This is a genomic window from Bacillus sp. KH172YL63, from assembly GCF_011398925.1.
Classification (GTDB): domain Bacteria; phylum Bacillota; class Bacilli; order Bacillales; family Bacillaceae_B; genus Rossellomorea.
In genome coordinates, this window is the sequence record NZ_AP022842.1 from 468081 (window position 1) to 490898 (window position 22818).

Here is a 22818-nt window from a genome sequence, read left to right on the forward strand (position 1 = left end):
TCAACTCCATTTCCCGTACATACGTTCCATGATAGGATAGAAGATATGAATGATGAAACCGAGCGTGCAGGCGACGATCACGGTGCCGATGCCGACCGCTCCATGGAAGACCATGGCGAGTGTGATGGCGATTGCCTCATTCAGCAAACGTGCATTCCGTAAATTCAAACCGAAACGATGGTGGATGGCGACCATGAACGTATCCATCGGGCTTGTAGGGAGTCCTGCCTGCAAGTAAACGGATATTCCGATGCCGAGTAACAATATCCCGGTCAGCACGAGGGTCAATTGTTGGCCCAATCCAACCGGTTCGACCATGACGAGGCCGATCGAAATCCAATAATCCACCATCATCCCAATGACAAAGATCGAGAGGGCGGCGAGCCACTGGATCCTTTCTTTCAGAAGTACGGCGTTGACGCAGATGAGGACGCATCCGTTCAAGAAGATGCATGTCCCAATCGAAAGCTGGAGGAGATTTGATTCCCCCACTGCCAGTGCGTCCCATGGGGCTGCCCCGAGATCCCCTTTGATAATGAGTGAAACACCCAATGATAAAGCAAGTAATCCTATGATATAAAAGACGAATCTTGTCTTCATTTTCCCAAATCCCCCGTTCCAAAAAGCTTGTCTAATGTATATGAGGTCAGGAAAAGAGTTAGAATCAAAAAAATGAAAGCCGGAGGTGATGAACATGAAAATCTCTGTCAGGGAACTGGTTGAATTTGTATACAAGGAAGGAAGCATCGATGCGCGCTTCCAATCCAGGTCTTCCATGACGATCGGAACCAGACTCCATCAGAAGCTGCAAAAGGAATACAAGGACGGCGATGAAAAAGAGGTATTTCTGAAGGGGGTCAAAGAGATCGAAGAGATTTCCTACCAGCTCGAGGGCAGGTGTGACGGCATCCATTATGAAGAGGGAAGCGTGGTAGTGGAAGAAATCAAATCCACGGCAAGGAAGCTGGAAGAAATCGACTCCGGTTCACGTGTCCACTGGGCGCAAGGGGAATGTTACGCATACCTTTTGGCGAAGGAAAAAGGGCTCTCTCATGTAGGGGTTCAGCTTACTTATATCGAAGTCGAGTCGGAAAATACGAAGTCATTCAACCGAATGTATGGGGTGGAAGAGCTTGAACTCATCGTGAACGAGATCCTGATCGCTTATACGCCATTTGCCCGGGTAAGACTTGAGAATCAGAAAAATAAGAAGAACAGCATCGAAAATCTTTCCTTTCCTTTTCCTCACTACCGGAAAGGGCAGAAAAAGCTCGCCGGTGCCGTGTACAAAACGGTTTCTGAATCCAGGACCCTTTATGCGAACGCGCCTACCGGAACAGGCAAGACCATTTCCACCCTGTTCCCAACCATCAAAGCGATGGAGGCTGATTCCCATTGGTTTTATTTAACGGCAAAAACGATTACCCGGACAGTTGCAGAAGAAGCGCTTCTCCTTTTGGAAAAAGGGGGTTTGTCCCATCGGACGGTTACAATCACGGCAAAAGATAAAATCTGTTTTAAAGAAGAGACGATCTGCCAGAAAGAATATTGCGAGTTTGCAAATGGCTACTATGATCGAATCAACGATGCACTGATCGATATCCTGAAGAATGAAAGTATCATCACCCGACCAGTCATTGAGACGTATGCGAGAAAGCATAGAGTTTGTCCCTTTGAATACTCGATCGATCTTTCCTATCTGGTCGACGGGGTCATCTGTGATTACAACTACCTCTTCGATCCAAAGGTTTCATTGAAAAGAATGGGAGAGGACCGGAAAAAAAGGACAACGGTTCTGATTGATGAAGCTCATAATCTTGTCGGGAGAGGAAGGGAGATGTACTCAGCCTCCGTGAAAAAATCAGCTTTCCTGGAAATGAAACGTCGGTATCCCGGGCACCCGGCGCTGAAGGACAGTCTGACCGGAATCAACAAACATTTCCTCCGGCTGAAAAAGGACCCGGGGGAGGACGTTCGGGAGGATCTGGATATGGAACTGATCGAAGCGTTGGAACTCTTTGTTGAAATCGCAGAGAAGCTTCTTGCGGAAGGGGACGGAGAATGGCCGGAGGAGTTTCTGCAGCTGTATTTCGATGCCCTTGCCTTTATCAGGATCTCTCACCTTTTTTCTGAGAACCATCGCTTGATCATCAACCGGAACAACAATGATGTGGAAGTGAAAATCTATTGTATCGACCCTTCAACACTGATTAAGCAGACAACAAAACACTATTCCTCTGCGGTGTTTTTCTCCGCCACCCTTCATCCTTTTTCTTATTACTTTCAGCAATTGGGTGGAGGGGAAGAGGATTACCGGTTCTTGATTCCTTCGCCATTTGAAAGGGAACAATGGCAGGTCGGTATCCACCCGATTTCGACCAGGTTCAAGGATCGGGAACGGACCCTCCCAAAAATCATCTCTTCCATAGAAGAGACATTCCGCCGGCATACCGGGAATTACCTTGTTTTCTTTTCCTCCTATGCCTATATGAAGGAGGCCTACGGGAGAATGGATATGACGGATGCGGTCTTGATGATGCAAGAGCCGAATATGACCGAATCTGAACGGGAAAAGTTCCTCGAAGAGTTCAGGAGCGGCAGGGAGTGTCCTGTCATTGGGTTCGCTGTATTGGGCGGGATCTTCTCAGAGGGAATCGATCTGAAGGGAGACCGGCTTGAAGGCGTGATCATCATCGGTGTAGGTTTGCCCCAGCCTGATATGGAGCAGGAAATCATCAAGGATCATTTTAATGAGCGGGGGCACAACGGGTATGATTATGCCTATGTCTATCCCGGATTGAATAAAGTCTTTCAGTCAGGGGGGAGGCTGATCCGGTCCGAGGAAGACCGTGGCGTACTGAAACTGATTGATGACCGGTACTTGTCACCTAAATACCAGTCGCTGCTCCTTGAAGAATGGATGAATTTCAACATCCACACATAAAAAAGACCGCTCCCGGGAGCGGTCTTTTATTTATCAGTTGAAAGAAGGGTCTTTCAATAAACGGTCAAATTCCTCAAGGTGATGCGTTTCGTCTGCGATCATATCATCAAGTTTGATGCCAAGCTCGACAAGGCCCAATTCTTCTGCTTGTTCTTTACGCTTTTTATAGCGCTCAATCGTATCCGCTTCTGCTTTGCGGCCTTCTTCCAGCATTTCTTTCACATTGTCAGTCTGCTTAACAGGAGCAGGCGTCGTTGTCGGCTGTCCGCCCAGTGTTTTGATTTTCTCCGCCAGGTATAAAGCGTGTCCCTGCTCGTCTGGGATTTCTTGTTCAAAGAAAGGCTTTAATACTTGTCGATATAAACCGCTGACTACGGCAGCGTAATTTGTATAAAGGATAACTGCAGCATATTCATTTGCTAAATCTTCATTTAAACCTTCAATCAATTCATTTAATTTTGCTTGATCCATGTAAAATACCACCCTTTTGATTTTTGTTATATACATGATTTACCCGGCACCGAAAAAAATAAACATACTGATTGGAATCTCGGCTCCTTCAAATATTTTGTCTGAAAGTGGGGATTCTAATTCTATAAAAGTGCGAGGAGGGATGATATGTCTAAACAGGGAAAGAAAAGTATGGACCAAACATCTGAGCAGCTTGCGAAACAAAAAGCAAAGAATGATGTGGAATTTGCATCAGACAGCGGTGTGACAAGCGGGAAAAGTTACAGTCAGAAAAAAAGTGGGACACAGGTAAATAAAAAATAATCGACGAATATCTTTTTCGTCAAAAGAAAAACTATATGTAGAAACAGGAGGTGTAAAGGCATGAGAATTGGTGTTGAACAATCCTTACAAAACGTCGTACAGGCCTTGCGTGAAAAAGGGCATGATGTAGTCGAGCTTAAACAGGAGTCAGATGCAAACGGATGTGACTGCTGTATCGTGACCGGGATGGATTCGAACGTCATGGGCATTCAAAACGTGGCAACCCAAGGTCCTGTCATTGAAGCGAGCGGATTAAGTGCAGATCAAATCTGTCAGCAAGTCGAAAGCAGACTTCATTAAGATTAAGCATAGAAAAAAGGACGGCGCGCCGTCCTTTTTTCTATGGATTCATTTATCCGATATGTGCAAGGGGCTGGTTCCTCAAATGCTCCCGTAAAAGGTCCGGTGCTGTCAGGAACAGCAGTCCATTCCCTTCCAGCGTTTTTGGGAAACCGATCGGCACCGTCCGCTTGATGAGTTGTGCATATACTTCACACTCTGAGAGCGTCCGGTCGAATGAAATCTGTTCATACTCTTTGATAAGGGCAAGTGCCCCGGATACGTGGGGTGCAGACATGGAGGTTCCGCTGAGTTTAGCATACTTGTCACCTGGGATTGTCGACAGGATTTGTTCCCCAGGTGCCACTAAATCAACTTCATTGTTGGAATTGGTGAAGTAGGACGATTTTCTTTGAAGGTCAATGGCCCCGACGGATATGACCTCATTGTATGAAGCCGGATAGGAGAACTCGTCGGTGTCGCTGTTGGCGTCACCTTCATTCCCTGCGGCGCAGACGACGGAAATATTCACAGCCACTGCCTGTTTGATGGCATCGTGGAGCGGGGCATAGTCAGAAGGACCGCCGAGTGACATGGATATGATGTCCACTTTTTGCTCGATCGCATACATTATGCCGTTAACGATCCAGTCGTATTGACCGCTTCCCCGGTTGCCGGCAAGTACTTTGATCACCACAAGATCAGCCAATGGTGCAACACCGATCACGCCGTCCCCGTTTTCCCGGGCGGCGATTGTGCCGGCCACATGTGTGCCGTGGCCACTGTAATCGGTCACGTTATCTTCTGCTCCGTCATCGTCATCGGTGAAATTCCGGAATGCTTTTACTTTCCCTGTAAGATCAGGATGATTCATGTCACAGCCTGTATCGAGGATGGCAATCGTCATCCCTTTTCCTTTACACCCATTCTTCCACATGCTTGGGGCCTGGATCAGATCGATCCCTTTAGGAATTTCGTTAGCATCAACCATTATTTCATGCGTGAAGTATGGAATTAACCTCATTTCACCCTGCATTTTCATCCCTCCTAAAATTCTTGTAGATTAGAAATCAGAAGTTTCTGAAAATATAACATTTTTTGGACGAAATGAAAAGGGATAATGGTAATAGGTAAATAAAACCAATAAAAATTCTTTCGTTAAACCAAGAAATAAAGAGCAGCTGCAGAAGCGGTTCAATTCAGGGTATGAAAAATTAACTAAACGTTTGATTAGTCCTGTAAACCCATATATACAAGGGTTTTCAGAAGTTAATCAAACGTTTGTTTAAATTTATAGTACCGTCTTTTTCAACATGACGGTCTGCTTTCATACATAAAATATAAGGATGGGAGGGGGAAGTGAATATGGATTATTATCAATACGGTTATCCTGCATATGTCCATTACAGGAATGTACCGAAGATGGCTTACGCCCATATTCAGGGAGGGCCGTTGGCTCCTGGTCTGAAGGGATTTGTATTCTTTCGGGAAATGCACAATGGGGTGGAGGTATTTGCGGAGGTGACGGGACTGCCTGCTTATCAAGCAGGAGAGGGGGGACAAAAGCCAATCGGTCCTCATGGATTTCATCTTCATGAAAACGGTGTGTGTGATATAGGGGATCCGTCAGAACCATTTAAAGCGGCAGGGGGTCACTGGAATCCGGCAAAGCAGCCACATGGGAATCATGCAGGGGATTTCCCGGTCCTTTTTTCAAACGACGGTTACGCAAAAATGTCTTTTTTCACTAATAAATTCAATGTGGGGGAAGTGATCGGCAAAGGGATCATCATCCATCAAAACCCCGACGACTTCCGTTCACAGCCTTCGGGTGATGCAGGAAAGAGATTGGCGTGCGGCGTGGTCATGGGGTATGGGATGTAATAGAAAAGGTCGACCCTATAAAGAGTCGACCTATTTACATTCAATTAAAATACACCAAGCACATCAAGCATCACGACAACGATCAGGATCGGTGCAACAAAGCGGATGAGGAAGAACCAAGTTTCAAATAATCCCTTTTTCAAGCCGCTTCCTTGCTTTAACTCTTCGTATAGAGCTGTTTTCTTCATTTTCATCGGCACGAATAGCGCAATGAGTAATGCTCCGATCGGAAGCAGGACATTGCTGACCGCGAAGTCGGCCAGGTCAAAGACCGTTTTTCCAAACAGGGTGACATCACCGAGAATCCCGAACGATAACGCAGAAGGAATCCCGCAGACAAAGATGGCCAGACCGATGATCCAGGACCACTTTTTACGCTCCTGTGCTTCTCCCTTTGCAATGACCGCCACGATGATCTCAAGCATGGAGAATGCAGAAGTCAACGCTGCGAATAAGAAAAGGACAAGGAATGCGATGAAGAAGAACATTCCGAAAGGCAATTGACTAAAGATCGTAGGCAGTACATTGAATAACAGTACCGGACCTGCACCAGGCTCCAAGCCGAATGAAAAGACGGCAGGGAAGATGGCCAAGCCTGCGAGCAGTACGATGAAGATATTCATCCCGACAATCGAGATGGCTGACTTCGGCAGACTCTGGGTTTTCGGTAAATAAGAACTGTAGGTCACCATTACTGATACCCCGACACTCAATGTGAAGAACGATTGCCCCATCGCTTCTAGGATCGTCTGTGACGTCACTTTAGAGAAATCCGGCTGCAGCAGGAAGGTGATCCCTTCAAGGGCGCCATCAAGTGTGACGGCACGGATGACTAAAAGGATAAATAAAATAAATAAAGCCGGCATCATAATTTTGCTCGCCAGTTCAATTCCTTTCTGTACGCCTTTTGCAACCACGATGATGGTCATCAAAATGAACAGGAACTGAACGAATACACTTGTAACAGGGTTTGAGATCGTCGCACCGAACACCTCGGCGTATTCATCGGATGTAAGGTGATTCAATTGTCCCGTTACGGCTTTGAATAAATACACCACAATCCAACCGCCGATTACACTGTAGAAGGAAAGTAAGATGAAGGACGTCGCCATCCCAAGTTTTCCGACCCAGTGCCATTTGGAACCAGGGGCGATTTTCCGGTAGGAATCGACTGCATTGCTGCCGGCAGTCCGGCCGATTGAAAATTCGGCAAGAAGTAATGGAAGACCGAGTAATAAAGTAAATAGGATAAAGATCAGGAAGAATGCTCCGCCTCCATTTTGCCCGGCAGTATAAGGGAACTTCCATATGGCCCCCAATCCGATTGCAGACCCGGCTGCCGCCAGGATAAAGCCGATTTTCGATGACCATTGTTCACGCTGACTCATATTCTTTCTCCTTTCTGATTGTATTGATGTGCGGGCAGGGGATTTCAGACAAATAAAAAAATCGCCCCTACATATCGTAGGGACGATTTGGATATCGCGGTACCACCCTAGTTATGAGAAACAAGTTCTCATCACTCTTCGCACATAACGGCATTCACCGTCTTTTGATCTCGTCAAAAGAAGCTCGGGAATCGAAATTCACAAAACATTTGTGTACCGGTTCACACCAACCACCGGCTCTCTTCCACAGGGAAATGTCTGCTACTGTCTTTCCTTCAAAGCTTATTCAATATTAGGTTATTCAATTTTTATCATGAATCAAAACGACTTGTCAATGTATTTCGGAAAAAGGTGTGAGAATTGTCTGGAATTGATGGATGTTTCTGGTGATGGGGGCGGGGTTAGAGACAGTGGACCTTCATTGAGTTCCGTTATCTTCTCAAGTAAAATAAAAGAAAAATCCAATGAAAAGGTGTTTTACATATGAAATCATATATTATCGTCGGCGCAGGCATCCTGGGTGCGTCTACGGCATATCATCTGGCCAAGGCCGGGGCGCGGGTCACGATCGTTGACAGGCAGGAGCCGGGGCAGGCAACGGATGCAGCAGCGGGGATTGTCTGTCCATGGCTGTCTCAGCGCAGGAATAAAGTGTGGTACCGTCTGGCAAAAGGCGGGGCGAAGTATTATCCGGAGATCATCCGTGAACTTGAAGCGGACGGTGAGACAGAGACAGGCTATAAGCGTGTAGGGGCGGTTTCCCTTCATACCGATGAAGATAAGCTTCAGAAAATGATAGAGCGGGCAGAGAAGCGGCGGGAGGAAGCGCCTGAAATCGGGGAACTTACCCTTTTGACATCGGAAGAGACGCGGCAGCGCTTCCCGCTCCTGTCTGAAGAATTCAAGGCCGTTCACGTCAGCGGCGCTGCCCGGGTGGATGGCAGAAGGATGCGTGATGCCTTATTGAACGGGGCGAAAAAGCATGGCGCTACGGTCCGCTGCGGGGATGCATCCCTCAGATGCGAGAATAAAGAAATCACAGGCGTGAACGTCGGGGAGGAAGTGCTGGAAGCAGACGGTGTCATTGTGACAGCCGGTGCTTGGGCCGGCGAACTCTTTCAGCCTTTGGGGATCAACTTCCTCGTTTCCTCCCAAAAAGCGCAAATCCTCCATCTCGAGGTGAGTAATGAAGAAACCGGGGACTGGCCGGTTGTCATGCCTCCGAATGATCAATACCTGCTTGCGTTTCCTGAAGGGAAAGTCGTGGCAGGTGCGACCCATGAAAATGATGCCGGGTTTGACAGGCGGGTGACGGCAGGGGGAATACATGAAGTGCTTCATAAAGCGATGGGGGTCGCCCCGGGGATCGGTGATGGTACGGTCGTCGAGACAAGAGTCGGTTTCCGTCCGTTCACCCCTGGATTTCTGCCGGTTTTCGGAGCGATGCCCGGGCTTCATCGCGTATGGGTCGCCAATGGTCTCGGAGCATCTGGACTGACGGTCGGTCCCTACCTTGGCGCAGAGCTCGCAAGACTTGTACTCGGTGAACCGACTGAGCTCGACCCTGCAGATTATGATGTGGCGGGGGCAGTCGAGTAAAGGGAAACCCCAGTCATTTCCCTCTATCTTCTGTGGGAAATGACCTTTATAATAGAGAGAGCGAATTTAAGAATAGGAAGAAAAGGTGTTTACGATATGAGTTTATTGACAGTGCAAAATTTAACCCACGGTTTCGGTGACCGTGCGATTTTTAACGACGTATCTTTCCGTCTATTAAAGGGTGAACATATCGGCTTGATCGGTGCCAATGGAGAAGGAAAGTCGACATTCATGAATATCATCACCGGAAAGCTTGAGCCTGATGAAGGGAAAGTCGAATGGGCGAAGCGGATCCGGATCGGATATTTGGATCAGCATGCCAAGCTGAAGCAGGGGATGACGATCCGTGACGTACTGAAGACGGCATTTCAATATTTATTTGATATGGAAACGGAAATGAACGACCTGTTTGCCAAAATGGGAGATGCCTCTCCTGAAGAGCTGGAAGAGCTGCTTGAAGAAACAGGCACGCTTCAGGATGCTTTGACGAACAATGATTTCTATATCATTGACGCGAAGGTGGAAGAAATCGGACGTGGTCTAGGATTGGACGATATCGGATTGGAGAAGGATGTCCACGACCTGAGTGGCGGACAGCGCACGAAAGTCCTGCTTGCCAAGCTGCTGCTTGAAAAGCCTGACATCCTCCTTCTCGATGAGCCGACCAACTATCTAGACGAGCAGCATATCACCTGGTTGAAGCGCTACCTGCAGGAATATGAAAATGCATTCATCCTGATTTCACATGATATCCCGTTCCTCAACAGTGTCATCAACCTGATCTATCATATGGAAAATCAGGAATTGAACCGTTACGCCGGTGACTATCATGAATTCAAACGGGTTCATGAAATGAAGAGGCAGCAGCTAGAGTCTGCCTTCAAGAGACAGCAGCAGGAAATTTCCGAGCTGAAGGATTTCGTTGCCCGCAACAAAGCCCGGGTATCAACACGGAATATGGCCATGTCACGTCAGAAGAAGCTCGATAAGATGGACGTGATCGAACTGGCTGCCGAGAAGCCGAAGCCCGAATTCAATTTCAAACTGGCGAGAACAGCAGGCAGGGTCATCTTTGAGACGAAGGATCTTGTGATCGGGTATGACGAGCCGTTGTCCAAGCCACTCAACCTGAAGATGGAACGTGGTCAAAAGATTGCCCTCTCCGGAGCGAACGGAATCGGGAAAACGACGTTACTGCGCAGTATTCTGGGAGAAATCAAACCGATCTCTGGTTCTGTGGAGCTTGGAGACTATCTTCATATCGGATATTTCGAGCAGGAGATCAAGACGAAGAATAATCAGACTTGTATTGAAGAAGTGTGGAATGAGTTCCCATCCTTCAATCAGGCAGAAGTCCGTGCTGCCCTGGCGAAATGCGGCTTGACGACCAAGCACATCGAAAGCAAGGTCGAGGTGCTGAGCGGCGGGGAGAAGGCGAAAGTCCGCCTCTGCAAGCTGATGAACAAAGAATCGAACGTCCTTGTATTCGATGAGCCGACCAATCACCTCGACGTCGAGGCGAAAGAAGAATTGAAGCGTGCCCTGAAGGAATATAAAGGCACCGTCCTCCTCATCAGTCACGAACCGGATTTCTATCTCGATGTCGCCACAGAAGTATGGAACTGTGAAGACTGGACGACAAAATTATTTTAATGACAAGGCTTTTACGCATAGATTGTTGTTGTTTGACTATAATAGGGCCTGGCAAATCAGTAAAGTTCAATGTACTTGATTACCGTTGTGCACTGCCTTAGTCAGTTGATTGTAGCGGAAGATGCTCGACTCCTGCGGGAAACGCTGGAAAGGTGAGACCCCGCAGGCGAAGCCGAGGAGGCTCACCACCAGCCCCGCGGAAAGCGAGCATCTGGAGCGGAAATCAACCACCGCTCGCTTGTTTACAAGCATCAATGTATACGAAGAAATCCAATGACAAAAAAGCCTCATCCAGCATGATCACATGCAGGATGAGGCTTTTTAATCTATTCCTCCAACACTTCCTCCAAGGTGGAATACCCATTATCCTCAAGGCGGAGATCATCGAAACTGTGCTTCATATGAAGATCGATCAATTCAAGGAGCGTCTGGCCATCCTTGTTTTCGATTGCCTTCACCATGTCCTCATGTTCCCTCGAACGGACATTTTCCCCTGGCTCGATATGATAGAATACATCGAATAAAAACAGGTACACGTTGGACTGTGTGAGCATTTCGTCCATATAACGGGTGAGGAATTTATTCCCGCTCACTTCGGCAAGAAACAAATGGAACTGCTTATTCAACTCGACATATTTCAACAGATCTTTTTGTCTGTAGGTTTCCTGCTCTTCTTCAAGAAGTGTATACAGCTTCGGGATATCGGACTTTTTCACTTTTGGGAGACCGTATTTCACGGTGAGGAACTCTATTTCTTTTCTTAGTTCAAAGAAAGAAATGATTTCTTCCCTGGAAGGGTGGACGACAAAGGCACCCCGGTTCGGGATGATCTGAACGAGCCCTTCTGCTTCCAGCCGTTTCAGCGCATGCCTGATAGGTGTCCTGCTCACTTCCATTTTCTCAGAAATGATTTGCTCGACAAGCTGGGTTCCCGGTGCAATCTTCCTTGCGAGCAGCGCGTCTTTTAAATGTCCATAAACCCTCAGCTCTGTTGTTTGTCTTTTCTTCACGATCATCATCCATTCAATCTAATTTCCTACTTCTATCATATATGAAAAAGAGGCTGATCCACAATCAGGTGTCCTCTATCGTGAAGACACCTGAAAGAACCAGCCTCTTAAGCGAATGATTTAAAGTTTTGACCCCAAATTTCGTTCATCGTATGAACGGTGATAAAAGCTTTCTCATCAGTGGATTGAATGTAAGACTTCAATCTGGAGAATTCCTTCCGGCCGACGATGGTGGTGATGACTTCTTTTTGGTCATCTGAAAAAGCACCTTTGGCAGAATGGACCGTCGCGCCTTTTTCCAGATCGCCGACGATGAAGTCCTTGATTTCTTCACTGTGCTCACTGATGATCACGACTTCTTTGTTTTCATTGAAAAATTGAAGCGTCCGGTCGATCATCATGCCTTTCAGCAACAGTCCGAAGAATGCGTACAATCCGATCTGCAGCCCGAAGAACCATGCTGATGCAACGACGATCAGGATGTCTGAAGCGAGAACGGCCCTTCCGAGATCAAGTCCGGTGAACCGGTGGATAATCTTTGCAAGCACCCCGGTTCCACCTGCGGATGCTTCCTGATTAAAGATCAATGCGACCCCGATGGCCCCGATGAGCGTCCCGATCACAATCTGGATGAGCACGTCATGGCCGATTGGGTTCGTAAGAGGATGGAAAGCTTCCAATCCCCACACCATTCCGCTCAGGGTCAGACTTGCGAATACCGACTTTATCCCGAAACTCGGACCGATCAAGAGTAATCCGAGCAGGAACAACAGCATATCAAGTGTGAACATGATGACGCCGACAGGCAAGTCCATGAACTGGGCGAGAACGATGCCTGCTCCGCTCGTGCCCCCTGTTCCGACTTTATTCGGTGACAGGAAAAAATGTATATTCAGTGCGATCAAAAACGCACCAAGCGCTATATTTAATAAGGATTGAACTTGTTTCATCATGGAGCAAGCTCCTTTCAGTAACGGTAGTTTGAAAAACAATCAACCCGATTATAAAGAGTGAAAAACATGATGTAAATGATAAATTTCTGTGAAAGCATTTTCTTATAAAAGTTTTTAAAATGGATGTTTTCTGACTATTTACAGAAGGGGATTTGACGAAAAAAAATGTTGACTTATTTGGAACACCTCATTAATATTTAAGTAAGTTAAATATTAATTGGTTGAACTGAAATGGAGGGCTACAGTGGATTCTGAACATATCCAACATTCGTATATAGATCGCCTGTTCACTGCTTTTCAAGTGTCAAACAGGCAGATCCAGCAGGAAATGTCCACTCGGTTGAAAGAGATGAATCTGACCGTTCCCCAGTTTTATATCCTTTCGCTCCTGTCGGCATCCGACGGAACCAAGTCAACGGAACTGGCGGAGAAGCTGGAAGTGAAGCCGAGTGCCATCACCGTCATGATCGACCGCTTATTGAAGAGTGACCTGGTCATCAGGGAGAGGGACGAAAATGACAGGAGAATTGTCAATTTAAAGCTTTCGCCTGAAGGTCAGGCAGTATTCATGAAAGCGAAGGATATGAGAAGGGAAGTGTTTTCACGCTACCTTTCATACTTGGACGAAGAAGATGTGAGCCAGCTTGTAACGATTTACGAAAAGCTGGCCAGAGCTGTAGAGAACATAACAGAATAAGGAGAGAATCAATATGACAGTGCAACAACCAGGGATTAACAGACGCTTGGTGCTGACAGGTTTGATCATCGGGATGTTCTTCAGCGCCCTTGAACAAACCGTCGTCGGTACAGCGATGCCGACAATCATCGCTGAATTGAACGGATTTTCCATCTTTGCGTGGGTGACGACCGCTTACCTGATCACATCCACGACGGTGACACCGATTGTCGGAAAACTATCAGACTTATACGGAAGACGCCTGCTGTATTTAATCGGCGTCGTCATTTTCATCATCGGTTCGGGTCTTTGTGCCACGGCCACATCCATGGAGCAGCTTGTCCTTTACCGGGGACTGCAGGGGATCGGCGGAGGAATGATCATGCCCCTTTCCCAAACGATCATCGGAGATATCTTCACCGCTGAACAGCGTGCCAAATGGCAAGGTGTGTTCGGGGCATTATTCGGATTAAGCTCCGTCATCGGCCCTTTCATCGGCGGATTCATCGTCGATACGATCAGCTGGCATTGGATCTTCCTGATCAACGTACCATTTGGTGTATTATCTGCCCTTCTATTATTCGTCGGGCTGAAAAACGAAAATATTGGCCGTCCTACAGACAAAGTGAGCATTGATTACCTGGGGATCATCACCCTCATCCCGGCGCTCGTCCTGCTGTTGATCGGATTGAACTTCGGCGGGGACAAATTCGGATGGACGTCAGCAACAAGCTTCATGCTGTTTGGGGGATCTCTCCTCCTGCTCGTCCTGTTTGGATATATCGAAAAGAAAGCGAAAGAACCGATCCTTGATTTAAGCTTGTTTAAAAACCGTGTGTTTGCAACAACGAATGCCCTCGGCTTCCTGTTGGGACTCGGGATGTTCGGAGCGATCATGTTCGTGCCGATGTTCATGCAGGGTATCCTCGGCGTAACACCGACACAGGCAGGATCGACAATGACACCGATGATGATCGCCCTCATCATGGCAAGTATCATCGGCGGCAGATTATTACTGAAACTTAAATACCGTACCGTCCTCACAACAGGAATGTTGATCACGGTCGTCGGATTCTTCCTGATGAGTACGATGGGGCCGGATTCCAAAGAATACACAGCCTATATGTTCATGATCGTCATGGGCTTCGGTATGGGGCTTGTCATGCCGACACTCATGATTGCCGTCCAGAATGAGTTCCCGAAATCACGCCTCGGTGCCGTCACATCATCGGCCACCTTCTTCCGTTCCATCGGGGGGACGATCGGAATCACTGTACTGAACGCAGTCATGAACCAGTCACTTCAAGATAATATGAAAGAAGTCGCGGAACAGCAGCAGAATCCTGCAGCTGCCCAGATCCTTACAGGCTTAAGCGAGAAAACAGATGCACTCTTCGGCCTGCTCGTCACACCAGGGCTGCTCGAAGTACCGAAAGAAATCGGCAGCATCGTCATCGCCTCCATTGAAACAGCATGGTCCGACGCCTTCACGAGCGTATTCCTGTCAGGCTTGATCTTCATCGCCATCGGCGTAGGCGTCGCCCTGTCCGTCGGAAATGGAAAAATCAAACGTGATAAAGAATTAAAAGAAGAAGCGTCCCAAGAAGGACCCGTACTTGAACCGGCAACTGAATAAATGTTGATGAAATCCTGCTTTGACGTCACTCAAAGCAGGATTTTTTTACGGATTTGGTCGATTTTGTTCTTGGGAAGGTGATTTTCCATTTAGGAGGACGCTTTTATAAATGTGAGGGATGCTGTTATGTCAGGGTAACGGCGAAATTTTCAATTTAACGGCGAAATCCCGGATATAACGGCGAAAATCTGATTTTAACGGCGATATTTCAAATATAACGGCGAAATCAGGATTTTAACGGCGAACCCAATATGAAACGAAAAAACTGACCCCATCTCAACTCACCACACCCTCAACCAATTATTTAATTTTCTGAAAATATATTGACAATTTTACACAGACACGTTATCTTTTGAGTAGTTAAATATAACACGATTTTACACATGCGAATAAATAACGTTATATAAATATATTTTTATAGAAGGGGGCTCATACGTTGATTTTGCATGAGATTGAAACAGCCGGTCGCTCGCAAATGGAACGCCTTCAACTGGAGAGACTTCAATATGTTGCGTCGTATGTGTATGAACGGGTGCCTTTTTACCGGAAGCAGTTTGATGAGAGGGGACTGAGTCCGGGGGACATCAAGTCTTTGGCAGACTTAAAATTGTTACCGCTTACATATAAGAAAGATCTTCGGAATCATTATCCGTTCGGTCTGTTTGCGGTGAAGCGTGAGGAAATGGTGAGGGTGCACGCTTCGTCGGGTACGAGCGGTAAGCCGACTGTGGTGGGGTATACCCAGCGTGATATCGATATGTGGGGTGATATTGTTGCCCGTTCGATTGCGATGGCAGGGGGGAAACCGGGAGAGGTTCTCCATAATGCCTACGGGTATGGTCTGTTTACAGGTGGACTGGGTCTTCATTATGGAAGCGAGAAGCTCGGGATGATCACCGTACCGGTTTCAGGCGGGAACATGTCCCGGCAGATTACCTTATTGGAAGATTTTCAGCCGACGGTCATCTGCGGCACCCCGTCATACGTACTCAATTTAGCGGAAACGATGGAAGCGGACGGAAAGGACCCTGCATCCCTTTCGTTGCGGTACGGGATATTCGGGGCTGAGCCATGGTCGGATGCGATGAGGAAGACGCTTGAAGGAAAACTTAGGATCAAGGCATGCGACATATACGGGCTGAGTGAAATCATCGGACCGGGAGTGGCGATGGAATGTCATGAGGTACAGGACGGACTGCATATCGCAGAAGATCATTTCCTCGTGGAAGTCATCGATCCGGATACATTGGAACCACTGCCGGAAGGGGAAACAGGAGAGCTTGTGTTTACGAGTTTAACGAAAGAAGCGTTCCCGATCATCCGTTACAGGACAGGTGATATCGCTTCGATCCAGCATGGCACATGTCGATGCGGCCGGACGACGGTGAAGATGTCCCGTGTGAAGGGCAGGGTCGATGACATGCTCATCATCAGGGGTGTGAACGTATTTCCGTCCGAGATGGAACATCATCTCCTCCAGGTCGAAGAACTCGCTCCCCATTATCAGGTTCATCTCAAAAAACACGGTGCACTCGATGTAGTCGAGTTGCAGGTCGAGGTCACGGATGAATACTTCATGGGCATGGATAAAGATTTACATCACGAAAATATGGAACGACTGAAGTCTAAAGTGAAAAGCCTGATGAAAGATCGCTGCTACGTTTCCATGGAAGTGAACATCAGGGGACCGAAAGAGATACCCCGTTCAGAAGGGAAAGCCATCAGGATTGTAGATTTAAGGGAAGAGGCTATGTTCCAATAAATTTTTTTTGAATAAAAAAGTTATCACGACTTTTGCTTTGCACGTGATGACAGTGTGATAAAGGAGGGTTTGGAATGACTGACATATTATCGAATCAACAGCTGACTGAAGAAGAGCGTATGGCTCATTTCATGGATAAAATCGAAAATGATATTAAAATCGAGGCGGATGACTGGATGCCTGATGAGTATCGGAATGCTTTGATCAAGTTGATTTCCATGCACGGGATCAGTGAAATCATGGGGGCGCTCCCTGAGAAGGAGTGGGTGCCGAAAGCCCCGACGCTCAGAAGGAAGCTCGGGATCATGGCGAAGGTACAGGACGAGATGGGTCACGGCCAGCTTCTGCTTCGTGTGGCGGAAGATCTGATGAAGCCGTATGGGAAAACGCGGGAGCATATTATGCGGGATCTGTTTTCCGGAGATTTAAAATTTCATAACGTCTTTCATATGGAGGCACCGACCTGGGGCGATGCAGGGTTGATCGGATGGCTCGTTGACGGGGCTGCAATCATCACGCAGACGAATATGCTTCATGCTTCATACGGACCATACGCCCGTGCGCTTAAGCGAATCTGTGCCGAAGAAGTGTTCCACGCACAGCACGGTGAAGCGATCATCATGGCGCTCACTGAAGGAACGCCTGAACAAAGGGCGCTGGTTCAGGATGCGGTGGACCGATGGTGGGAATCGCTCCTTATGTTCTTTGGGCCGGGGGATGCGAAGACGACGGGTTCATCCAAGCAGGATATCACCATCAAGTACAACATCCGGACGAAAACAAATGAACAGCTGCGGCAGGACTTTTTCACAAAATATGTGCCGAGAATGCTGTCATTGGGGCTGACGCTCCCTGATGAGACGATGTACTTCGATGAAGAAAAAGAGCAGTGGATCTATCAGCAGCCTGATTGGGACCGCTTTAAGGAAATCATCCGCAATAAAGGGCCGAAATCCAAGGAACGCCTCCGCTTGAGGGAATTATCTTATGACAACAATGCCTGGGTCCGGGAAGCACTGAGCCCTGGTGGTCAAGTAAGTTAGAAGGGGATGAGTTGGGATGTCTGATAAAGGTCAGAATTTTTATCAGGAGTTTGAAGTGTTCAGTAAAAGGACCGGCGGGGCACAGATGCAGCATCAATTCAGCCTGCTGGCACCGAATCATGAGCTTGCCATGGTGATGGCCCAGGAGAACTTCATGAGGCGGGAGCCTGTGTCGGATATATGGGTCGTGAAGCGTTCGGATGTGCGCATGATGACGCCTGAAGAAAGGGAAAGTGTGTCGCGCCTTGATAATAAAGATTACCGGAATGCGAAAGGGTACGGCTATTTGAAGAAGAAGTGGCGACAGTATGAACAGGAAATGTTAGACGAGAAGGAAATCATGTCATGGGGAGAGTTGGTGAAGAAGAAATGAAGGTGAAAGGTCCACAGGACATCCCGAATGCAGATTATAAAGAAGCCCTACTCAGTCTCCTCTATCAATTGGCAGATGATGATTTCATCCTTGCTTACCGGGGGTCTGAATGGCTGGGGCTCGCTCCCCATATTGAAGAAGATGTCGCGTTTTCATCCATCAACCAGGATACGATGGGGCACGCCACGATGTTTTATCAGCTACTGGAGGACCTGGGCGAAGGGGATCAGGACGCTCTTGCCCACGGGCGTAAGGCGGATGACCGAAGAAATGCCATTCTCCTTGAAGAGGTGAATGGACCCGGGCATTATCTGGAAGAACCACGATACGATTGGGCTTTCACCGTGGTGCGGCATTATTTCTACAGCGTCGCGAAAAAGGTACGGATCGATGCGCTGAAGAACTCGTCCTATGAACCGCTGGCCGACATGGCCGTCAAGATCAATACGGAATTATACTATCACCTGCTGCATTGGAAAACCTGGTTCATTCAGCTGATGAATGCGGGAAGTGAAGCGAGGGGACGGATGAATGAGGCGATCGACAGGGTGCTGAATGAATTCCAGGGGGTCCTCACTCTTGGGCCAAAAGGAAAAGAAATGGCACTCATGGCCCTGATCGAAGGAGAAGAGAGCATGACGAAGCGCTGGGAGTCTGCACTTCAGCCGGTCTTTCAATCTGCAAATCTCGCTTTTCCCCCGCAAATCAGGATGCAAAAAGGGAACGGACGCCTTGGGGAACATACCGGGGATCTGAATCAGGCGCTTGCCACTTTAAGTGAAGTGTATCAAACAAATCCCCAGGCGAGCTGGTAAAGGATGAGGGAGATGACGGTAACCGTGTTGGATGTGCTTCATACAGTGAAAGATCCTGAAATCGACTCGATCAGCATCGTGGATCTTGGGATGGTCCACCGCATCGAGCATGAAAAGGATGAGGTGTTGATTGAACTCCTCCCGACTTTTGTCGGCTGTCCCGCCCTGGATATCATCAGGGGCAATGTGGAAAAGGCGTGCAGGGAGAAGCTTGGGGTTGAAAGGATAACGGTGAACTTCGTCTACTCCCCGCCATGGACTTCGGAAAGACTGACCGAAAATGGACGGGAGAGACTGAAGGAATTCGGCATCGCGCCGCCACCTGAGCATTTTACAGGAGAAGAAGACTGGGAAATTCACTGTCCCTATTGTGATTCACCTTATACGTCGATGGAAAATCTATTCGGCCCGACTGCCTGCAGAAGCATTCTGTACTGCAAACAGTGCCGGAATCCGTTTGAAGCGATGAAACCGATATCGACAATGATGTAAGTAACCCGCTGCATGCAGCGAGGAATAAATGATTGATAATCAAAGGAGAGATTTCATTATGGTAAAACTGATCGCATTATACAAGCACCCTGAAAACAAAGAGTCATTCGATGAGCATTATTTCAACACACACGCTCCGATCACTGCAAAGATCCCTGGTCTTAAAAAGATGGAAGTGACAAGGATCGTCGGCTCCCCGATGGGTGGAGAAGGCAAGTATTACTTAATGTGTGAAATGTATTATGACAGTCATGAAGCATTGAAAGCGGCCATGAAGTCCGATGAAGGAAAAGCATCAGGAAAGGATTTAATGGGATTCGCAGCAGACCTTGTCACACTCATGATCGGCGAAGAAGTGAATGAGTAGGCAGTACGAATATATCGTCGTCAACGAAAGGGACGGACTTGGTTTCGTTGAATTGAACCGGCCGAAAGTACTGAATGCAATCAATCGCCCGATGGTGTCGGAACTGGTCCATGCCTTGGAGACATTGGACCGGAACGATTCAGTGAAAGTGATTCTGCTGACAGGAAAGGGCAGGGCGTTTGCTGCAGGTGCCGATATCGATGAAATGGCAGAGGACGGGGCCATTGATTTGGAGTTGTTGAATCAATTCACTGAGTGGGACCGCCTTGCCTGGATCAAAAAGCCGATCATCGGGGCGGTTCAGGGATTTGTGTTGGGTGGAGGGTTCGAGCTTGCCCTTTGTTGTGATCTGCTGTTTGCCTCCGAGGATGCGACATTCGGCTTTCCGGAAGTGAATCTTGGCGTCATGCCGGGGGCGGGCGGAACCCAGAGGCTCACGAAACTGATCGGGAAATCCCGGGCGATGGAATGGCTGCTGTCAGGAGAGATGTTCACGGCAGATCAGGCGCTTCAATGGGGGATCATCAATCGGACGATCCCTAAAGAGTTATTAATAGAAGAAACAGAGAGATTTGCCAGAAAGCTGGCTTCAAAGCCGCCACTTTCCCTGCGGTTGATCAAGGAGTCGGTCCATAAAGCGGTGGACTCTTCGATCTATGAAGGGATGCAGTATGAAAGGAAGAATTTCTATCTCCTGTTTGCATCCGAAGACCAGAAAGAAGGCATGAAAGCTTTCGTGGAAAAACGAAAACCGGATTTTAAAGGGAAATAAGGAGGCTGCCCCATGTACGAAACGATTAAGTATGAAGTGAAGAATAACGTGGCATGGATCACGATGAATCGCCCGGATAAGCTGAATGCTTTCATCCGCCAGCTCAATCTCGAGATCCAAAAAGCGGTGAAGGAGTCTTCCCGGAATGAAGAAGTGAGGGCGATCGTCATCACGGGGGAAGGCAGGGCATTCTGCTCGGGGCAGGATTTAAGTGAAGTCGATGAAAGCATGGATCACGGTGAAGTCCTCCGACATAACTACGGACCGATGGTGAAGGAAATCGAACAGTGTGAAAAACCAGTCATCGCCGCCGTCAACGGAGTGGCGGCAGGTGCCGGATTCAGCCTTGCGCTTGCCTGTGATTTCAGGCTTGTGTCAGAGAAAGCAAGCTTCGTGCAGGCATTCGTACATGTCGGACTGGTCCCGGATTCAGGGAATCTCTATTACTTATCAAAAATCGTAGGATACGCCAAAGCCATGGAGCTTGCTGTATTCGGGGAAAAGATCAAGGCAGAGGAGGCAGAGAAACTGGGTCTCGTCACGAAGATCATCCCTCTCGAGGCGTGGGAGGAAGATACGGCCCGCTTCGCAGAACGGATCGCCTCGATGCCAACGAAGGCAATCGGCTTGATGAAGCGGTTATTGAAGGGAAGCGGTGATGCATCCTTCAATGAATACTTAGAAAAAGAAGCCTGTGCCCAGCGGATCGCAGGTCTGACAGATGACCACCGGGAAGGTGTCACGGCTTTTATGGAAAAACGAAAACCGGTCTTTCACGGTAAATAATTCAATCACAAAGGAGATGGAGTTATGTCTACAGTTAAAGAGCAAAGCTTTGAAGTACTTGAAATGAAAAGGGATCATTATTCATTGGTGATCAACGGTCAGCGCATGGAGAGCGGGGCGGGAGAAACCTTTACTACTTACAATCCGGCAACGGGAGAACCGATTGCGACGGTATCACTTGCATCGGTTGAAGACGCGGAAAAAGCGGTCGAAGCGGCAAGGCATGCGTTTGACTACGGGAAATGGAAGAAGTTCCCGATCAATAAGAGATCCCGGGTGCTGAACAAAATCGCCGGCATCATGAGATCCCGTTTCAATGAGCTTGTTTCCCTTGAGATCATGGACAGCGGGAAGTCACTGACTGCTGCACAGGGACAGGTGATGCAGGCGATCGAAGACTTTGAATTTTATGCTGGGGCGATCGTTGGTCACCGTGGGACGGTCAACAACGTGCCTGGTCAATTCACAAACGTGGCTGAGAAAGAGCCAGTTGGTGTGTGCGCCCAGATCATCCCATGGAATTATCCGCTGATGATGGCGGCGTGGAAGATTGCACCGGCGATTGCAGCAGGCTGTTCGGTTGTCGTGAAGCCGGCGACACTGACGCCGCTTACGGCCATCGTCCTTGGCGAAATCTGCATCGAAGCCGGAGTGCCTGAAGGGGTCGTCAACATCATCCCGGGAGCAGGCTCGACAGTCGGAAACTACCTGGTAGAGCATGAGAAGGTCGACAAAGTGGCTTTCACAGGTTCAACCCCAATCGGTAAAAACATCATGGAAAAAGCATCCCAGACATTGAAGCGTGTCACCCTTGAATTAGGCGGGAAGTCACCGAACATCGTGTTTGAAGATGCCGATGTGGATGCAGCCGTAGACGGATCGCTGTTCGGAATCTTCTATAATACAGGTCAATCCTGTGAAGCCCGTTCCCGTTTATACGTCCATGAAGATATTTATGATGCGTTCATGGAAAAGTTCGTAGAGAAGACGAAGAAGCTGAAGCTTGCCGATCCACACGATAAAGGGACACATATCGGGGCGATCATCAACCAGTCTCAGCTCGATACGATCGACGGTTACGTACAATCGGCGAAAGAAGAGGGAGCGACAGTCCTGGTCGGAGGAAAGCCTGCCACCGTAGAAAACTTTGAAAAGGGCTACTGGTATGAGCCGACGATCATCACTGATGTGAACCACGAGATGAAAGTCGTCAAGGAAGAAATCTTTGGACCCGTTGTCGTAGTGATGAAGTTCAAGGATGAAAAAGAAGCGATCAAGCTTGCAAATGACAGTGAGTATGGACTTGGATCAGCCGTCTGGACTCAGAATCATGGCCGTGCGACGCGGGTTTCGAAAGCGATCCAGGCAGGTATCGTCATGGTGAACTGTCCGTTCTCCGCATTCCCGGGCACGCCGTTCGGAGGCTACAAGCAATCAGGATTCGGCCGTGAGCTCTGTGTTGAAACGCTTGATCTCTACACAGAAACCAAAAGCATCATTTCCTATTTCGGTAACCGTCCGTTGAATCCATTCGGAGTATAATTCCGCATAAACAAGCAGGGGGTTGTCCTATCATGGTCAACCCCTTATTGCTAGAAAGGGGAAAATGAAT

General features: G+C 48.1%; 23 protein-coding genes and 1 other annotated feature. Of the genes, 17 read left to right on the forward strand and 6 right to left on the reverse strand.

The window, feature by feature from the left end:
- A complete protein-coding gene (locus KH172YL63_RS02370; protein WP_173104604.1) occupies positions 1 to 600 on the reverse strand; it encodes a YczE/YyaS/YitT family protein in 600 nt (199 codons plus the stop codon).
- A 94-nt stretch (positions 601 to 694) separates the two neighbouring features.
- On the opposite strand from KH172YL63_RS02370, the gene KH172YL63_RS02375 reads away from it, so the two are divergent.
- Positions 695 to 2944, forward strand: a complete 2250-nt coding sequence (locus KH172YL63_RS02375) for an ATP-dependent DNA helicase (protein WP_332066907.1) — start codon at positions 695 to 697, stop codon at positions 2942 to 2944.
- 33 nt (positions 2945 to 2977) lie between these two features.
- On the opposite strand, the gene KH172YL63_RS02380 is transcribed toward KH172YL63_RS02375, so the two are convergent.
- Positions 2978 to 3415 (reverse strand): ferritin-like domain-containing protein, encoded by a 438-nt coding sequence (locus KH172YL63_RS02380; RefSeq protein WP_173104606.1) that lies wholly within the window; start codon positions 3413 to 3415, stop codon positions 2978 to 2980.
- Positions 3416 to 3562: 147 nt separating this feature from the next.
- Between KH172YL63_RS02380 and KH172YL63_RS02385 the strand changes: the two genes are divergently transcribed.
- Complete coding sequence (locus KH172YL63_RS02385; protein WP_173104607.1) at positions 3563 to 3718, forward strand: hypothetical protein; 156 nt, start codon at positions 3563 to 3565, stop codon at positions 3716 to 3718.
- Positions 3719 to 3778: 60 nt separating this feature from the next.
- On the forward strand, positions 3779 to 4018 hold the full coding sequence (locus tag KH172YL63_RS02390) for a YkuS family protein (RefSeq protein WP_173104608.1): 240 nt from the start codon (positions 3779 to 3781) through the stop codon (positions 4016 to 4018).
- Between the two features lie 52 nt (positions 4019 to 4070).
- Here KH172YL63_RS02390 and KH172YL63_RS02395 read toward each other — a convergent pair whose 3' ends face one another.
- Positions 4071 to 5033 (reverse strand): S8 family peptidase, encoded by a 963-nt coding sequence (locus KH172YL63_RS02395; protein ID WP_173104609.1) that lies wholly within the window; start codon positions 5031 to 5033, stop codon positions 4071 to 4073.
- Positions 5034 to 5362: 329 nt separating this feature from the next.
- Between KH172YL63_RS02395 and KH172YL63_RS02400 the strand changes: the two genes are divergently transcribed.
- Positions 5363 to 5881, forward strand: coding sequence for a superoxide dismutase family protein (locus KH172YL63_RS02400; protein ID WP_173104610.1), 519 nt, complete (start codon positions 5363 to 5365; stop codon positions 5879 to 5881).
- Positions 5882 to 5925: 44 nt separating this feature from the next.
- On the opposite strand, the gene KH172YL63_RS02405 is transcribed toward KH172YL63_RS02400, so the two are convergent.
- Positions 5926 to 7269 (reverse strand): sodium-dependent transporter, encoded by a 1344-nt coding sequence (locus KH172YL63_RS02405; RefSeq protein ID WP_173104611.1) that lies wholly within the window; start codon positions 7267 to 7269, stop codon positions 5926 to 5928.
- Between the two features lie 75 nt (positions 7270 to 7344).
- Positions 7345 to 7557, reverse strand: a binding site (T-box leader).
- Positions 7558 to 7752: 195 nt separating this feature from the next.
- Here KH172YL63_RS02405 and KH172YL63_RS02410 point away from each other — a divergent pair.
- Positions 7753 to 8868, forward strand: coding sequence for an NAD(P)/FAD-dependent oxidoreductase (locus KH172YL63_RS02410; protein WP_173104612.1), 1116 nt, complete (start codon positions 7753 to 7755; stop codon positions 8866 to 8868).
- A gap of 96 nt (positions 8869 to 8964) precedes the next feature.
- Positions 8965 to 10521 carry an ABC-F family ATP-binding cassette domain-containing protein gene (locus tag KH172YL63_RS02415; RefSeq protein ID WP_173104613.1) on the forward strand — a complete coding sequence of 519 codons (1557 nt, stop codon included), beginning with the start codon at positions 8965 to 8967 and terminating at the stop codon, positions 10519 to 10521.
- A gap of 326 nt (positions 10522 to 10847) precedes the next feature.
- On the opposite strand, the gene KH172YL63_RS02420 is transcribed toward KH172YL63_RS02415, so the two are convergent.
- Together KH172YL63_RS02420 and KH172YL63_RS02425 are read right to left on the reverse strand one after the other, a co-directional pair.
- Positions 10848 to 11531: a GntR family transcriptional regulator gene (locus KH172YL63_RS02420; RefSeq protein ID WP_173104614.1), complete on the reverse strand. Its 684-nt coding sequence runs from the start codon at positions 11529 to 11531 to the stop codon at positions 10848 to 10850.
- A gap of 107 nt (positions 11532 to 11638) precedes the next feature.
- Positions 11639 to 12484 (reverse strand): YitT family protein, encoded by an 846-nt coding sequence (locus KH172YL63_RS02425; RefSeq protein WP_173104615.1) that lies wholly within the window; start codon positions 12482 to 12484, stop codon positions 11639 to 11641.
- 244 nt (positions 12485 to 12728) lie between these two features.
- Here KH172YL63_RS02425 and KH172YL63_RS02430 point away from each other — a divergent pair, with 244 nt between their 5' ends.
- From KH172YL63_RS02430 to KH172YL63_RS02480, 11 genes are all read left to right on the forward strand, one after another.
- Positions 12729 to 13181, forward strand: a complete 453-nt coding sequence (locus KH172YL63_RS02430; protein WP_173104616.1) for a MarR family winged helix-turn-helix transcriptional regulator — start codon at positions 12729 to 12731, stop codon at positions 13179 to 13181.
- A gap of 13 nt (positions 13182 to 13194) precedes the next feature.
- Positions 13195 to 14796 carry an MDR family MFS transporter gene (locus KH172YL63_RS02435; RefSeq protein WP_173104617.1) on the forward strand — a complete coding sequence of 534 codons (1602 nt, stop codon included), beginning with the start codon at positions 13195 to 13197 and terminating at the stop codon, positions 14794 to 14796.
- 436 nt (positions 14797 to 15232) lie between these two features.
- On the forward strand, positions 15233 to 16558 hold the full coding sequence (locus KH172YL63_RS02440) for a phenylacetate--CoA ligase family protein (RefSeq protein WP_173104618.1): 1326 nt from the start codon (positions 15233 to 15235) through the stop codon (positions 16556 to 16558).
- A 74-nt stretch (positions 16559 to 16632) separates the two neighbouring features.
- A complete protein-coding gene (gene paaA / locus KH172YL63_RS02445) occupies positions 16633 to 17601 on the forward strand; it encodes a 1,2-phenylacetyl-CoA epoxidase subunit PaaA (RefSeq protein ID WP_173104619.1) in 969 nt (322 codons plus the stop codon).
- A gap of 16 nt (positions 17602 to 17617) precedes the next feature.
- Entirely contained in the window at positions 17618 to 17974 is a 357-nt protein-coding gene (gene paaB, locus KH172YL63_RS02450) for a 1,2-phenylacetyl-CoA epoxidase subunit PaaB (protein ID WP_173104620.1), read from the forward strand.
- Positions 17947 to 18789, forward strand: coding sequence for a 1,2-phenylacetyl-CoA epoxidase subunit PaaC (gene paaC, locus KH172YL63_RS02455; RefSeq protein ID WP_442858750.1), 843 nt, complete (start codon positions 17947 to 17949; stop codon positions 18787 to 18789). The genes paaB and paaC overlap by 28 nt, the downstream gene beginning before the upstream one ends.
- A 3-nt stretch (positions 18790 to 18792) precedes the next feature.
- Positions 18793 to 19281, forward strand: coding sequence for a 1,2-phenylacetyl-CoA epoxidase subunit PaaD (gene paaD, locus KH172YL63_RS02460; RefSeq protein ID WP_173104621.1), 489 nt, complete (start codon positions 18793 to 18795; stop codon positions 19279 to 19281).
- Positions 19282 to 19339: 58 nt separating this feature from the next.
- Entirely contained in the window at positions 19340 to 19648 is a 309-nt protein-coding gene (locus tag KH172YL63_RS02465; RefSeq protein WP_173104622.1) for an EthD family reductase, read from the forward strand.
- A complete protein-coding gene (locus KH172YL63_RS02470; RefSeq protein ID WP_173104623.1) occupies positions 19641 to 20420 on the forward strand; it encodes an enoyl-CoA hydratase/isomerase family protein in 780 nt (259 codons plus the stop codon). The genes KH172YL63_RS02465 and KH172YL63_RS02470 overlap by 8 nt, the downstream gene beginning before the upstream one ends.
- A 12-nt stretch (positions 20421 to 20432) precedes the next feature.
- On the forward strand, positions 20433 to 21206 hold the full coding sequence (locus KH172YL63_RS02475) for an enoyl-CoA hydratase-related protein (protein WP_173104624.1): 774 nt from the start codon (positions 20433 to 20435) through the stop codon (positions 21204 to 21206).
- Between the two features lie 24 nt (positions 21207 to 21230).
- Positions 21231 to 22748 (forward strand): aldehyde dehydrogenase family protein, encoded by a 1518-nt coding sequence (locus tag KH172YL63_RS02480; RefSeq protein WP_173104625.1) that lies wholly within the window; start codon positions 21231 to 21233, stop codon positions 22746 to 22748.
- Positions 22749 to 22818: the final 70 nt, after the last annotated feature.